13 protein-coding genes and 1 pseudogene are annotated in these 14,272 nt (G+C 35.8%); 3 read left to right on the top strand and 11 right to left on the bottom strand.

Annotated features, from left to right (window positions below; genetic code table 11):
* Nucleotides 1–40: 40 nt before the first annotated feature.
* The 7 genes from prfB to JOC73_RS09605 all read right to left on the bottom strand — a co-directional run bounded on the left by prfB (nucleotide 41) and on the right by JOC73_RS09605 (nucleotide 7,644).
* Nucleotides 41–1,145 (bottom strand): peptide chain release factor 2 gene (gene prfB, locus JOC73_RS09635; RefSeq protein WP_204402557.1). Its coding sequence is split into 2 segments (ribosomal slippage): nucleotides 41–1,081 and nucleotides 1,083–1,145, totalling 1,104 coding nucleotides; the frame shifts between segments, so codons are not numbered across the junction.
* Nucleotides 1,146–1,157: 12 nt separating this feature from the next.
* Nucleotides 1,158–3,836, bottom strand: coding sequence for a preprotein translocase subunit SecA (gene secA / locus JOC73_RS09630; RefSeq protein ID WP_204402554.1), 2,679 nt, complete (start codon nucleotides 3,834–3,836; stop codon nucleotides 1,158–1,160).
* Nucleotides 3,837–4,013: 177 nt separating this feature from the next.
* On the bottom strand, nucleotides 4,014–4,619 hold the full coding sequence (locus tag JOC73_RS09625) for a DUF5317 domain-containing protein (protein WP_204402552.1): 606 nt from the start codon (nucleotides 4,617–4,619) through the stop codon (nucleotides 4,014–4,016).
* A gap of 197 nt (nucleotides 4,620–4,816) precedes the next feature.
* Nucleotides 4,817–5,347, bottom strand: a complete 531-nt coding sequence (gene hpf, locus JOC73_RS09620) for a ribosome hibernation-promoting factor, HPF/YfiA family (RefSeq protein ID WP_204402549.1) — start codon at nucleotides 5,345–5,347, stop codon at nucleotides 4,817–4,819.
* A gap of 1,026 nt (nucleotides 5,348–6,373) precedes the next feature.
* Nucleotides 6,374–6,868 carry a flagellar export chaperone FlgN gene (flgN, locus tag JOC73_RS09615; RefSeq protein ID WP_243427924.1) on the bottom strand — a complete coding sequence of 165 codons (495 nt, stop codon included), beginning with the start codon at nucleotides 6,866–6,868 and terminating at the stop codon, nucleotides 6,374–6,376.
* 3 nt (nucleotides 6,869–6,871) lie between these two features.
* Entirely contained in the window at nucleotides 6,872–7,252 is a 381-nt protein-coding gene (fliS, locus tag JOC73_RS09610) for a flagellar export chaperone FliS (protein ID WP_204402545.1), read from the bottom strand.
* 32 nt (nucleotides 7,253–7,284) lie between these two features.
* On the bottom strand, nucleotides 7,285–7,644 hold the full coding sequence (locus JOC73_RS09605) for a flagellar protein FlaG (RefSeq protein ID WP_204402542.1): 360 nt from the start codon (nucleotides 7,642–7,644) through the stop codon (nucleotides 7,285–7,287).
* 180 nt (nucleotides 7,645–7,824) lie between these two features.
* Between JOC73_RS09605 and JOC73_RS09600 the strand changes: the two genes are divergently transcribed.
* Entirely contained in the window at nucleotides 7,825–8,670 is an 846-nt protein-coding gene (locus tag JOC73_RS09600) for an aminotransferase class IV (RefSeq protein WP_204402540.1), read from the top strand.
* 6 nt (nucleotides 8,671–8,676) lie between these two features.
* Here JOC73_RS09600 and JOC73_RS09595 read toward each other — a convergent pair whose 3' ends face one another.
* Entirely contained in the window at nucleotides 8,677–8,910 is a 234-nt protein-coding gene (locus tag JOC73_RS09595) for a hypothetical protein (RefSeq protein WP_204402538.1), read from the bottom strand.
* A gap of 296 nt (nucleotides 8,911–9,206) precedes the next feature.
* Here JOC73_RS09595 and msrB point away from each other — a divergent pair.
* Nucleotides 9,207–9,650 (top strand): annotated as a pseudogene (msrB, locus tag JOC73_RS09590) (peptide-methionine (R)-S-oxide reductase MsrB); the annotation flags it as partial.
* Nucleotides 9,651–9,732: 82 nt separating this feature from the next.
* On the opposite strand, the gene JOC73_RS09585 reads toward msrB, so the two are convergent.
* Nucleotides 9,733–10,560, bottom strand: coding sequence for a Nif3-like dinuclear metal center hexameric protein (locus JOC73_RS09585; protein ID WP_204402533.1), 828 nt, complete (start codon nucleotides 10,558–10,560; stop codon nucleotides 9,733–9,735).
* 368 nt (nucleotides 10,561–10,928) lie between these two features.
* On the opposite strand from JOC73_RS09585, the gene JOC73_RS09580 reads away from it, so the two are divergent.
* Nucleotides 10,929–11,105 carry a hypothetical protein gene (locus JOC73_RS09580; RefSeq protein WP_204402531.1) on the top strand — a complete coding sequence of 59 codons (177 nt, stop codon included), beginning with the start codon at nucleotides 10,929–10,931 and terminating at the stop codon, nucleotides 11,103–11,105.
* 80 nt (nucleotides 11,106–11,185) lie between these two features.
* On the opposite strand, the gene JOC73_RS09575 is transcribed toward JOC73_RS09580, so the two are convergent.
* A complete protein-coding gene (locus tag JOC73_RS09575; RefSeq protein ID WP_204402528.1) occupies nucleotides 11,186–12,661 on the bottom strand; it encodes a methyl-accepting chemotaxis protein in 1,476 nt (491 codons plus the stop codon).
* Between the two features lie 219 nt (nucleotides 12,662–12,880).
* Entirely contained in the window at nucleotides 12,881–14,170 is a 1,290-nt protein-coding gene (locus JOC73_RS09570; protein WP_204402525.1) for an HD-GYP domain-containing protein, read from the bottom strand.
* Nucleotides 14,171–14,272 lie beyond the last annotated feature (102 nt).

Here is a 14,272-nt window from a genome sequence, read left to right as displayed (position 1 = left end):
CTCTTTTTTCAACGTTCCTCATAAAAAAAAGAACTTAGGACTACTGTCCTAAGTTCACTTTTAAAAATTCATTTATAAAAATATCGATGTCTCCATCCATTACTGCTTGTGTATTTCCTACCTCTGCGTTAGTTCTATGATCCTTTACTAGGTTGTAGGGATTGAATACATAGGATCGGATTTGACTTCCCCATGCGATTTGGCTATATTCCCCTTGAAGGTCTTCGATTTTTTCTTTGTTTTCTCTTTCCTTCAATTCCACCAGTTTGGATTTCAATAAACCCATCGCTGTTTCACGATTGCTATGTTGAGATCTCTCATTTTGGCACTGGACCACAATTCCCGTTGGTAAGTGGGTGATTCTCACTGCTGAGTCCGTCTTATTAACATGCTGCCCTCCAGCACCACTGGCTCTGAAGGTGTCAATCTTTAAATCAGAGGCCTTTATTTCTATATTTACATCATCATTAATTTCTGGCATAATATCCACCGAAGCAAAGGAGGTATGACGTTTTCCTGAGTTGTCAAAGGGAGATACCCTTACTAGGCGATGTACTCCTTTTTCTGACTTCAGAAATCCATAGACGTTCTCACCTTCAATCAACAGGGTAACGCTCTTAATTCCTGCCTCTGGATCCTGTATCAGGTCTATCGTTTTAATTCTATATCCCTTTGTTTCAGCCCAGCGGGTATACATCCGCAACAACATCTTAGCCCAATCCTGAGCATCCAAACCGCCTGTTCCAGCATGGATGGAAAGAATTGCGTTGTTCTTATCATACTCACCTTTTAACAAAGTAGATAATTTTAATTCCTCTAAGATGGCCTCTAGTTGGATGATTCCCGCTACTAGTTCATCTGCAAAAGTATTGTCCCCTTCTTCAATAAAGGCCACCATTGTTTCCAACTCTTCATGGGTGGCAATCAGGCCTTCATAAGCCTGTATGCGGTCTTTATAAGCTTTAGTCTGCTTTAGTACTTCTTGGGCCTCCTGTGGTTCATCCCAAAAGCCCTCCTCCGACATTTTAGCCTCATAGTCTGATACCAGTTGGCTAATTCCATCTATGTCAAAGTGAAGCCCTCATTTCCTTGATGTCCTCCAGCACCTTTACCAACTGCTGCTTATAAATATCTAAATTAATCATCTGTTCACCCCATTATTCTCCACAGCATTTTTTATATTTCTTTCCACTACCACAAGGGCAAGGTTCATTTCTACCCACTACATCTTCCTTGACTACAGTCTTGATTTTTTTCTGACTGCTTTCTCCATGAATTGCCTCCATAGGCTTAGCCACCTGTTTTCTCTCCACTACACTTTCCTTCTCTACATGGAACAGGTACCTAACAGTTTCTTCTTGGATACTCTTAATCATTTCCTGGAACATGTCAAAACCTTCTGTTTGATATGCCCTAACAGGATCCACCTGTCCAATAGCTCTTAAACCAATACCTTGACGCAACTGATCCATTGCATCAATATGATCCATCCATTTAGTGTCAATCACTTGGAGTAGGATTATTCTCTCGATTTCCCTCATTCGTTCTGCTTCAAAGTCATTTTCTTTAAGCTTATACTGGGCTTTAGCGGCATCTACTACCTTTTCCCGTAGGGAATCTATCGTCAAGTCTTGGATGTTTTCAAAATGTAAACTATCAGGCTGTAGGAAGATGGTGGTTAGATGTTCTTCAAATGCTTCTATATCCCACTCTTCTGGGTACTTATCCGCCTCAATATACAAGGCAATAGCATCATTGGTAATACTCTCAACCATATTAAATACTTGATCATACATATCTTGCCCATCTAATACTTTTCTACGCTCCCCGTAGATGACTTCCCTTTGCTTATTCATAACATCATCGTATTGGAGTACATGCTTACGAATACCAAAGTTACGACCCTCTACCTTCTTTTGTGCATTTTCAATGGTTCTAGTTAGCAGTCCATGCTCAATAGCCTCATCTTCGGCTAAGCCCATTTTCTCGACGATTCCCTGCATTCTATCTCCACCGAATAGACGCATTAGATCGTCCTGTAGGGAAATATAGAATCTACTGGACCCTGGGTCCCCTTGACGTCCTGCACGACCTCTTAGCTGGTTGTCTATACGTCTTGATTCATGTCTCTCTGTACCAATGATATGAAGTCCTCCGACCTGTACAACTTCTTCATGTTCTTTGTCGGTTTCCTTTTTAATTTCAGCGTATATTTCATGATATACTTTTTTAGCAGCGATTAACTCTTCATCAGCCGTCTCTGCATGGCTAGTTACCATAGCTAATATTTCATCACTATATCCTCTTTTCTTCATTTCCTTCATAGCTAAAAACTCAGGATTACCACCTAGGATAATGTCAGTACCACGGCCAGCCATGTTGGTAGCTATGGTTACTGCTCCTTTTCTACCAGCTTGGGCAACGATCTCTGCTTCCCTTTCATGATGCTTAGCATTTAGAACCTCGTGAGTAATTCCACGCTTCTTTAGTAGCGCGGAAATTTCCTCAGACTTTTCAATTGTAATCGTTCCTACTAGTACAGGTTGTTTTTTAGCGTACTTCTCTTCTATATCCCTTACCAAAGCTAAAAATTTTCCCTGCTCTGACTTATAGATACTATCCGCAAGATCTTGACGAATTACAGGCTTATTTGTTGGCATTTCAATTACATCCATACCATAAATGGAGATAAATTCATCTTCCTCTGTTTTCGCTGTACCTGTCATACCTGCAATTTTGTTGTACATTCTGAAATAATTTTGGAAGGTAATGGTTGCTAACGTCTTGGATTCTCTTTTAACCTCTAACCCTTCCTTAGCTTCAATTGCCTGATGTAGTCCTTCGCTATAGCGACGTCCAAACATTAAACGACCTGTAAATTCATCAACAATTACAATTTCTCCATCTTTAACTACATAATCTTTATCTAATTTCATTAGATTTCTAGCCTTTAATGCTTGATTAATATGATGAGAAGTCTCCATGTTTTCTATATCTGAAAGGTTATCTAATCCAAAAAACTTCTCTGCCTTTTCCACGCCTTCTTCAGTTAAGGAAATCGAGTTGGCCTTTTCATCAATGGTAAAATCAACTTCATTTTTTAAGGTTTTTATAAATTGATCTACTACGAAATACATTTTCGTTGATTTCTCTCCTTGACCAGAGATAATCAGTGGGGTTCTAGCCTCGTCTATTAAAATACTATCTACTTCATCCACAATGGCATAGTTCAATTCCCTTTGGGTCATATCATGCTTATGAATTACCATGTTGTCTCTTAGGTAGTCGAATCCAAACTCATTGTTTGTACCATAGGTGATGTCTGCTTGGTACGCTGCCTTTCTTGCTGTAGGAGTTATCCCATGAATTACAACCCCAGTCGTTAAACCAAGGAAGTTATATACTTTACTCATCCATTCGCAGTCACGGTGGGCTAAGTAGTCATTGACTGTAATAACATGAACCCCTTTGCCACTGAGGGCATTGAGATATACTGCAAGCGTAGCCGTTAAGGTTTTACCTTCACCAGTTCTCATCTCGGCAATACGGCCTTGATGTAGTACTATTCCCCCATACAGCTGTACAGGATAATGCTTCATCCCTAATATCCTCCAAGCTGCCTCCCTTACGGTTGCAAAGGCTTCTGGTAAAAGGTCATCCAGCGTCTCGTTATTTTTAAGTCTTTCTTTAAACTGTCTCGTCTTATCCTTTAATTCAGCATCCGTTAATTTTGAATATTGTGGTTCTAAAGCTAATACTTCCTCAACATTCTTCTTTAATCGTTTCAGTTCCCTCTCACTATAGGTACCAAAAACCTTTTCAAACACCCTTTTCATAGTACCACCTCGAATTTTAGTTTTATGTTTATCTTGTTATTCATGTATTATCTGATTAATTCTTAACCATCATTGTAACACAACCATCTAAAAAATCAATAAGCTGAGGATATCATCTCAGCTTATTTTTACATTTTTTATCAAAAATTATTAGTTTTGTGCCTATAAACCTAACCATTACCGCCTAACTCTACCATGGTGGTCAAAACTAATTACCCCAACAGCCTTGCGGTATAATTTTGATTGCATAACCGATTGAATGTAAAAAAGCAATCCTATGGAGATCAAGAAGTCTCCAACTGCCAAAACCTGTTTAAGCGGATAAAATGATGGCGTTATAAAACGCTTGCCCAAATACTCAGTTAAAGGAAAAGCTTCTTCCAATGGTATATAGTTGGGTAAAGCTCCCATGTTTATGGAAATCAGTAGATTCTTGAAGCCAGAATCTTCTAAAAGGGTTAGATCAATTGGCATACTTCCTTGATTAAGGACAATGGCAGCGAAATTACAGATAGCCCCTATTAAAATGAGCCATATGGCCTTTTTATGAAGATTTAAAAACAACGTAGTAAATAATAAACAATAAATAATGATGTAGAGAATCATTCGATGCTCTATAAAGGTTTCATTGCCCATTGCAATCATTATAGACGTCGTTAACATTAATATTAAGGACATGATCACCACAAAAGGAAATCTTAGTGATAGATACCCTAATCGCTTCAAATGTCCACCTCGAATCTTTCCTACTATTATTCCTAATACCAAAGCTTCAAAAATCATGGCAAATACACCCCTTTGTCCCCTTTATAATTACCTATTAAAGTTCATACATTAGGATTTCTCTATTACTTTGATTTTTCCTTCCTATTTTTTTCATTTTCAGAATGTTTTATTTTTTGCTTCATTTTATTTTAATATTCTACAAAAAAATAGCTAAGGTAGCCTAGAGACTACCTTAGTTTATAAAAAACATTATCTTAGATTTCTGGTTCTATCAACCCATAATTTCCATCTTTTCTTTTATACACTACATTTATTTCTTCAGTGTCAGAATTAGTGTATACAAAGAAATTATGACCAACTAACTCCATCTGCAATACAGCTTCTTCTGAACTCATGGGTTTCACACCAAATCTCTTTGTTTTAACAATTTTTGACTCGCTCATGGCTTCCTCTTCGTGGGGCACTGGGATATTTTCAAAGCGAATGGTTTCATATTTATTTCTATTTTCTAATTTGGTTTTATGCTTTCTAAGCTGTCTTGTTAGTTTATCCACTACTTTATCAATAGCAGCATACATGTCCTCCATAGCTTCTTCAGCCCTTAAAATTGATCCATTAATCGGAATGGTTACTTCAATAATTTGCCTAGCTTTTTCTACTGATAGGGTAGCTTTAGCCTCTAATTCTTCATTAAAAAATTTATCTAGCTTTGTTAGCTTTGATTCAACGGAACTTCGTAAAGCATCTGTAACCTCAACGTTTTTGCCACTTACTATTACTTTCATATGTTCAGCTCCCTTCACTTCTATAGATTTAAACCAACAGCTACGTTAGTTTAAAAGTGATTACTTATTAAAATTAAATAAATCTTTTGATTATTTATCCAATATTTACCCACCGCTTGGACTCCTAAACAAAAAGTTTGTACACTTTTTATAATTCGCTTTCTGAGGGTGAACTATGTACGCCTAATATTGTATATCAAGCCACTTTTGAACTGTCATTCTTAAGCATACTTTATTTAAATGTGGATTATTATTATATTCATAAAAAAATAATAATATTACGATTTAGCCCTAAATTCCTATAGACAGTTTCCTTCAAAGCTGTTGACTTTTCAGTTTTATTCGACATTTTTCTTGTGGATAATTTGTTTTTTGATTGTGTATATGTTTATAGATAACCTGTGGATAATGTGTATAGTTTTGTTGATAACTTATTTTCCAATGGGACAAGGGTGTTAGTCGGTGTGCATAAAACTTGGAAAACTTCCACAACCCTATTATTATACCCATTATGTAAAGTACTTATTCATAATATTGAAATTTAAACGATTGCAATTTATTGATAATATTTTCTCAAAAATTATTTGTTGTAATATGGAAAATAAATTTTTTTTGTAGTTAATCTTGTATGATTATTCATAATGGCTTTTAGTTATTCTTATAGTATTCATTTAATGTAGAACTTTCATATTCCTTAGAACAAAGTCTTCCTTCGGAAGATTTAACTGATGACTTATGTTGAAGCGCATTTACTAAAAAGTAAAAAAGCCCTTGATATATAAAATATCAAAGACTTTTTTAAGGACATGAAGCTGACCTGGTTTTTGACCCCACACTCGCCTGCTGGAGGGTTCGCTCGGGGTTGCCTTCACTACTGCCCCTCTCGGTTTTCCCGGCAGGTCTTACCTCTAAGCCGCACCATGATCAATAACTCGATTTTTGGTTATCTTACGTGGATCCTTTTGCCTGCGACTGGCTTGGACTTTCAACCACAGACCTTCATGCATACATTTCATTATACCTTATTTACTTCTTTTTATCAATTAAAATAGAATGGATTTCATTGAACTTTTTACCATATCCTTGGTTAGTTTTCTTACCAAGTTTAACAACTTTAATTTGCTGCTTAATCTGTTCTAAATTTTGTTGAGCCTTTACGGCATTGGTTTCATCAATTTCCTTAATTTTTCCTGTCACCTTTAGTATTTCTTGTATTTGCTTTTGCAGTTCCTTTATACCCTTTACCGGTTCTTCCGTCAAGTCAGCAAAGCTATTGATCCCAAGCTCATCCTTTAAGCTTTGGAACTTTTCTAGGAATTCTTTATCCAACAGATCTATCTTCCCCATAACCTCTTGCTTTTTGTGAATATGTCGGTCCAAAGCTGAAATTCCCTCTTCCTCAGTTGCTTCAAGGGCGTCCTGTTGCTGCAGTGTCAGTTGTAAAAGCTGATTGACTAACTGTAGTTTTCCTTCACTGATTCTAATTAGGTAATCCGTCACTACTTCTGCATTCATATCCATCACCTATTTTCCTATCTTGGCTAATCGCATAGCTTCCTTCCAAGTGTCCCTAAGCTCTGTTACCATTTCAATCGCCTCTTCCAGTGGTTCAATGGACTTTGTCATGTTCCCCTCCAACAATTTTTCCAATATATAAGTATATAGGCTTCTTAGATTATGGGATATTTCATAATTCATGTCCAGGGTTACGTTTAATTCATCAATAATATCCTGTGCCCGTTTTAAGGATTCATTGGCACTAGCAATATTTTTTTGCTCTATAAATAGCTTACCTTGATTAATAAACTTTAGCGCCCCATTATAAAGCATCAAAGTTAATTCCTGAGGACTTGCTGTCTTTACACTGTTTTCTTTATATTGATTATAGGGGTTCTTCATTGCCATGTTGCTCCCTCCTTAACTTCAAATAGTCTTTTTTAGACCGTCTTGTCTACAATGATTCCTGCTACTTCTAACATATGGGCCACCATGTCCAATAGCTTTTCATTAGGAATTTCTCTAATTAACTGGTCATTAGTGGAATCAAAAACCTTTACCACCACAGCCTTGGTTTTTTCATGGATGGAAATTTCAAACCGCCTATCAAAGGGCTCAAAACTCTTATTAGCCTTTTCAACTGCCTTTACTAATTTTTCTTCAGAGATTTGCTTTTCTCCTTGAGACATTCCGTAAACTGCTTGTTCGCTCCCCGTTGGCTTTTCTATACGGCTTCCTTGCCCCAGTGCATTAGTTTGAAGGGGGTAAGCATTCCCCGCTTGTACTCCATCAATCTTCATTTAGGCTCCCTCCTAATATTCAATTGTCTCCTATTAATATTATCGGAGGATTTCTAAAAAAGTTTAATATATATTATAATAAGAATTAATACATATTTGCTATAACAAGAAAAGTTTTTAAATGGGTGGATAGTGGTGCTATAATTAAAGGGATACTACTATTAAATTGGAGGGGTTATGATGACTCAACACAAAGAGATAGATCAGAAATACTATATTTACAATGGCGTCATTAGATCAACAGAAGAGTTTGAACATGATGCAATACTTAAATCCCCATCTGTATATGAGGTGATTAGGGTCATAGATGCAGTCCCCCTATTTCTGGAGGAACACCTAAATCGATTAAATAACTCTATTGCACTTTTAGGAAATTCAAATTCCTATGAAATTGACACTGATAAATTAAAGCTGCAAATCAATCAACTTTTGGATGCTAACGGAAGGCCTGAGCAAAATTTTAAAATCATTGTAAATAATCTTGAAACAGAGGCTCCTGACATATATCTTTTTTTCATTTCTAGTCATTATCCTTCTATCAAGCAATACCAGAAAGGCGTTTCAACTATTTTATATTCAGCCATGAGAAAAAATCCTAATATAAAGGCTGTTTCAACCAGTCAAAGAGAAATGATTAATGCAGCCCTCAAGGATTCAAATGTCTACGAAGCCATCTTGGTCAATGAAAACAAAGAAATAACCGAGGGAAGTCGCTCAAATATATTTATTGTTAAATCTGGCGTAATTTATACTGCACCAGCTAAGGATGTATTGATTGGCATTACTAGAGAAAGGGTTATGGGTCTCTGCAGAAAATTAAATGTTCCTGTAGTGGAACAACCCATTTCCATTGAGTTTCTTCTAAATTGTGAGGGATTGATTATCACTGGAACGTCTCCAAAAATCCTTCCCATTTCGTCAATAGATAACCAACAGTTCAATTCCCCTAACCATCCCTTAATCTTACAATTGATGAAATCCTATGATGAATTGATTCAAGAATATATTACACTTTATACTACTTAAGCAACCTTAATCAACTGGGGTGATTCTACCATCCTTCATATATTTTAAAATTAATTTAGGTTCCACTCCAGTTGCTTGGGCTACTTCCCATATACTAGAGCCCCGATGAAAAAATATATAATCTTTGACAATTTTATAGGGACTTTCCTTAACATCTAGGCATTTAGGGCATATTGTACCGTCTTTACTTTTAAAGAGATCTCCACAGATAATACAGTTCTCCAGCGTTTCACCCACCACCATCAACTCCCCTTCATATTATGGTCTTCATTTATTTTATTAATTTATATTCTTCGAAAGTTATTATTTTTTATGGTACTTTTATTAAATAATCTTTCTTAGTAAATTGAAATAGTACTATCACCCTATTCCATGACTTTTCTCAGAAAACTAGTCAAAAGTATAAAATAATTCAGATACCGAGCATATATAAATATAATACCAACTATAGATCCATACTACCTTATAGATCTTGTTAAACTAATGAAAGACATTCAAAGTAAAATGAAAGGAGTATTTCAATGGATAAAAAACAGTATCATAAACCTAGTAAAGAAGAGCTTATGAAAAAACTTAACCCATTACAATATAAAGTTACACAGGAGGCAGCTACCGAAAGACCTTTCTCCCATGAATATGACAAGCATACTGAAGCAGGAATATATGTTGATATCGTTACAGGGGAGCCTTTGTTTAGTTCCATAGACAAGTACGATGCTGGCTGTGGATGGCCTAGCTTCACTAAGCCTATTGAAAATAATGTGAAAGAAGAAAAAGATCTAAGCCATGGAATGATTCGTACCGAAGTGAAAAGTAAATCAGGAGACTCCCATCTAGGACATGTCTTTGATGATGGCCCAAGAGATCAAGGTGGTCTTCGTTACTGTATCAATGGTGCAGCCCTACGCTTTATCCCTCTGGAGGATTTAGAAAAAGAAGGATATGGAGAATACATTGACCTTTTTAATAGGATAAGATAGTCGAAATAGTGCTAAAGAAGGACCAGGCAACTGAAATCCTCAGCTCCTGGTCCATTTTTTTTACTAATGTTTTACTTGGCTCCTATTTAGGGTCGATTAACCCGCTCATTCTAATAACTTCAATACCTTTTCCTTCTAATGCCATAGCCAACTCATTGATTCCAACTGAGTCACTGGCCATATGTCCTGCGACTACGACATTTCCTATGTTTTGCTCTTTTACTGCTTTGATAACGTCTTCTGGCATATGCATTACTACTGCTGTACCTACACCTGCTTCGAAGTAAGCTTTTTGTACAGCTACTCCACCACCAGTACCACCAGCCATTGTTACATAAACCTTACCAGCAAAATCATCTTTTCCGCCTACTCTAATCACAGGTTTTGCTAATGTTTTTTGATACTCAGGTAAAGTTTCTAGAGCATCAACTATATCCTGCAAAGTTGCTTTTGGATTATCTTTTAGCTTTTCGTCCAGTAGGTTTTGAACTTTACGTTCTGCCATAATATCTGTTGGTGTATGGATTCCCATGAAGGGCATATTTAATAATCTAGCTGCTGAAGCAGATCTGTCATAGTTAGATACATGAAGAGCTCTTTCTACTTGCCCCTTTTTCTCACATAGTGCTTTTTGTGCTTTGTTAATAGGAACTCCAGCCGCTACCATCTTGTCTATTTGATTATCCATCACTTTGTGAAGGTTAATTCTTGCGCTTCCTCCAGTTGGATGGTGGGTGATCACTAAGTCCACCCCTAATTCCTTAGCTAGCATTAACTCAGCTAACTCCATATCTACTCCAATAGCAACCTTTTTAATGTTATCCCCTTCAACGATGATTCCACAGTCTTCAGGCACCTCTTTTAATCCAGCCAGTTCTAAGGCAAGATCCATAATTTCTTGTGTATTCATTCTTATTCCTCCTTATATAATTGCATAATTTAGTCACTTGTTTAAACTTAAAATTATTAAACACTTTTAGACTGTTCCTAAATATATATATTCTAGCTAGAATTACATCTTCCTGCTTAAATACTTCAAATATAAAAAATTTCGTCCCTCAAAGCATCCCTTATCTGAATCTACCCTAGTGTATACTCAATCAATACGTTCCAGTGCTGTTTTTATATCTAGCTGAATCTCTTAATGGAATCTAATGAAGTGTTTTTTTTATTTTTTGTGCCCCATTGAGTATTTAACCCATTGTTTATTATTTTTTAATATACTATAATATGATTGTAATATCTTATATCTTTTAATAGACAAAGGAGAACTGGGTTATGGCTGAATTAGAAAATAAAAAAGTTAATTTGAAGGATGCTATGAAACAAATGCTTGAAAGCAAAAAACAAGGTAACAACGGCGGTAAAAATTCTGGTTTTGTCGCCAACACAAGTAAGCAAAGCCAACATACTAAAAAGCCCAATAATCAACGCAGAAAAACTGGTGGGTCCTAAAAAAACCTTCTAAAAAATCAAAACTCCCCTCAAATATACTAAATATGTTGACGGGGAGTTTTTTACATCTTTTTACCTGTTTATGTTTTTGAAACACTGGTTAATTCAGTAATTAACTGATTTACTTTATCATAACCATTTGAAAGATGATCAACATTTTGGGTCTGTTGATGGGAGCTTGTAACTGCCTCCTGTACAGACGATAAATTTGATTGGGTAATAGAATAAATATTTTCTATTTTATTTCCAATCGTGGCAAAAGAGTCCGTCAGACTACTAATCTTTTGATCCAAACCACTGGATTGAGCTACAACATCCTTTGTATTGACTTCAATCTGTTGAATGATTTCCCGCACGCCATTTGTTTCTGTCTTGCTATTCTTTACTGATTGCTGGCAATTAATTATTTTGTTGGCAACATTATTAGTCTCCCCTTGTATTTCCTGTAGGATTACACTAATCAGCTTATTTGATTCCTGGGAGTGCTCTGCCAGCTTTCTGATTTCATCGGCTACAACAGCAAATCCTCTACCTGCCTCCCCTGCCCTAGCACTTTCAATCGAAGCATTTAATGCCAGCAGGTTCGTTTGCTCTGCAATATTATTAACAGTAGTAAGGATTTCTTCAATTTTCTTAACCCGATCGGTTAAGGTATTCATTAATGCTACAGAATGGTCTATTTGCATATCAACATCATTAATTTTTTCATTTAATAGACTCATCTTTTGATTACCACTTTTGGAAATGGCCAGGGTATTTTCCGATAACCCCTTCATCGTGTTTGATGAATACAATACGTCCCCAAGCTGATTTTTATTAAACTGCATAAATTGGTTAATTTCTCCAATGCTGGCAGCCTCATCCTCAACACTAACACCAATCGTATCAAACGTTTTGGTTAATTGGCTTGAGATTGCTCTAGTTAAATTCATGTTTTCCTTTAAACTCTCACTAAAGGGAGCTAATATCTCCACTGAATTCCTTATTTGTTGTAGAATTTTTTCGTTCCGTTCCCTTGACTTGAGTAAAGTCTCTTGGTTCTTATCCACTACTTCTCTAAGTCTCTGACTATATCTGCATTGTAGTACAATTAAGAATACCGCTAACCCTATAAGGAAATTAAAGGTAAATATGTTTTGCATCGAATTATAATTGGGAAATATAAATTCATTATAGTTTAGTAATGCATAGGTGGAGATAAGTATACTCAAAATACCAGATAATAACACAGGTTTGTAATTCTGATAGAGGGATATTAAAAACAAGGTAAGATAGATAACTAAATATGAGTAGATCCCTGGGGCAAGTATCAGTAAGCCTAGGACTAATAGCTGTAATCCTACTATGGCAACATACACCACATAATCTACTGCTTTTTTTCTGATGACTAAATATGCTAGTATTCCTGAAAATCCTCCGCCTACCAATGCAATGACCAGCAATGCCGTAGCTCCCTTTGCTGTGATTAGATTATCAATGATTCCTAAAACTACAGAAATGGAAATCAATATTACCATAAGTTGATTTTTTTTGTGGGTCTCGTCTTTAATACTCATTTTAAACACCTCCTGAATTTTCGTGTAACTGAATATATAATTCTATATTTACATAAATTTACCTGCAGGTTTTTACAAAAAGTAATTGTTTTTTTATAATATTTACAATTTTCATCATTGTTCTCTCATAATTCTAGATTTCATTGATGATAAGTTCGGGATGCTTTTAAAGCTGTAAAAAGCAAAAGACCTTACCAATTCAAAGGGAGTATATTTCCCTTAATGCTGAAAATTGGGTAAAGGTCCTGAAGAAAGTTCTTCTAATATTATTTTTACAAAGCATTCAACTACTTGTGGATGGAAGTGACTACCGGCATCCTCCTGTAGAATACTTATTGCTTTCTCTTTTGTCATGCCCTTTCTATAGGAACGATCACTGGTCATGGCGTCAAAGGCATCAGCAGCTGCTAAGATATAGGCTTCCAGAGGTATTTCGTCTTCCCTCAATCCTAGTGGATATCCACTTCCACCATACTTTTCATGATGCTTTAGTATGACATCCCTTACATCCTTTAAAAAGTCAACAGTACTTAAGATGTCTACTCCTATAGCGGGATGGGTCTTAATTATACTAAACTCTTCATTAGTTAGCTTATCTGGTTTATTTAATAGATTATCACTAATTCCAATTTTTCCTATATCGTGTAATAGCGCTGCAGTCTTTAATGTATCAATTTGATTATTCTTTAATTTCATCCTTTTCCCTATCTTCTCCGCATATTCAGCTACTCTTTTGGAATGGCCATCAGTATAAGGATCCTTTGCTTCAACTGTTTTTGATAGGGCATAGACAGTCTCGAAGTATATCTGCTTCATATCTAAGTATAGCTTGAAGGAAAATCGTGCTAGTAGCAATGGACCAAAGAATATCAACATGATGGCAGTTCCATAGTTTAAATAGATAATACTCAAAAAAATACCCAAAGATGCTACGATGAAGCAATTGGGTAACATCCATTTGAAATTACCTAAAAACATGTTTACGAAGGACTTATTATTGAGCATAGAAAGGAGTTTTGTCATGATAGAAGCATTCACTATAACATATATAATAATTGATAATAATAGCGGCACTATATTTGTATAGAAGTTTGTGTCTCCTATATCTGTGTTAAAACTATAATAAACAATCGAAGCAAGCCCCACTGATAGAAAGCTCTGTGCTCCATTAAATAAGGTCTTATATAAAGGAGTATTAAAAATATGTCTAGTTGGTTCTCGTGAAGTTTTGCCATATCTCAACATTAATCCCACTGAACAAGAAATGGCAGCTCCTAATGGCCCTGTAATAATCATGGCTGTCAGAGACACTGCAAATCCTACAGATACAGCCCCTCCACCGGGTAATACTATTACTAATGATTCAACCATTAGTGATAGCAAAGTAAATACCGTAAGAACACTATAATCTGGCATATTGTAGTATCTATACATTCCTAAAAAAGTTAAAATAGCAATTACTATTACTATAAATATATACTTTTTTAATCTAGGATGTAAATTTGCCATAGTAAAACCTCCAATATTTATACCTAGATCGACTAAAGTTTTTACCACCAAGAAATATTTGCAACAGCACTTGTTAATAGTTCTAAAACCATTGTTAAAATT

It is taken from the genome of Alkaliphilus hydrothermalis, assembly GCF_016908555.1.
In the GTDB taxonomy this organism is placed as follows: domain Bacteria; phylum Bacillota; class Clostridia; order Peptostreptococcales; family Natronincolaceae; genus Alkaliphilus; species Alkaliphilus hydrothermalis.
The sequence above is the reverse complement of the archived record's forward strand: the minus strand, read 5'-3'. Positions and strand labels throughout refer to the sequence as shown.

What these genes read in the sequence shown, in the direction of transcription:
- JOC73_RS09580 (WP_204402531.1), top strand. Translation starts at nt 10,929, where the DNA reads ATGGCTGAATTAGAAAATAAAAAAGTTAATTTGAAGGATGCTATGAAA.
- flgN (WP_243427924.1), bottom strand. Translation starts at nt 6,868, where the DNA reads ATGGATATGAATGCAGAAGTAGTGACGGATTACCTAATTAGAATCAGT.
- JOC73_RS09600 (WP_204402540.1), top strand. Translation starts at nt 7,825, where the DNA reads ATGACTCAACACAAAGAGATAGATCAGAAATACTATATTTACAATGGC.
- JOC73_RS09575 (WP_204402528.1), bottom strand. Translation starts at nt 12,661, where the DNA reads ATGAGTATTAAAGACGAGACCCACAAAAAAAATCAACTTATGGTAATA.
- fliS (WP_204402545.1), bottom strand. Translation starts at nt 7,252, where the DNA reads ATGGCAATGAAGAACCCCTATAATCAATATAAAGAAAACAGTGTAAAG.
- JOC73_RS09625 (WP_204402552.1), bottom strand. Translation starts at nt 4,619, where the DNA reads ATGATTTTTGAAGCTTTGGTATTAGGAATAATAGTAGGAAAGATTCGA.
- secA (WP_204402554.1), bottom strand. Translation starts at nt 3,836, where the DNA reads ATGAAAAGGGTGTTTGAAAAGGTTTTTGGTACCTATAGTGAGAGGGAA.
- JOC73_RS09585 (WP_204402533.1), bottom strand. Translation starts at nt 10,560, where the DNA reads ATGAATACACAAGAAATTATGGATCTTGCCTTAGAACTGGCTGGATTA.
- JOC73_RS09570 (WP_204402525.1), bottom strand. Translation starts at nt 14,170, where the DNA reads ATGGCAAATTTACATCCTAGATTAAAAAAGTATATATTTATAGTAATA.
- hpf (WP_204402549.1), bottom strand. Translation starts at nt 5,347, where the DNA reads ATGAAAGTAATAGTAAGTGGCAAAAACGTTGAGGTTACAGATGCTTTA.
- JOC73_RS09605 (WP_204402542.1), bottom strand. Translation starts at nt 7,644, where the DNA reads ATGAAGATTGATGGAGTACAAGCGGGGAATGCTTACCCCCTTCAAACT.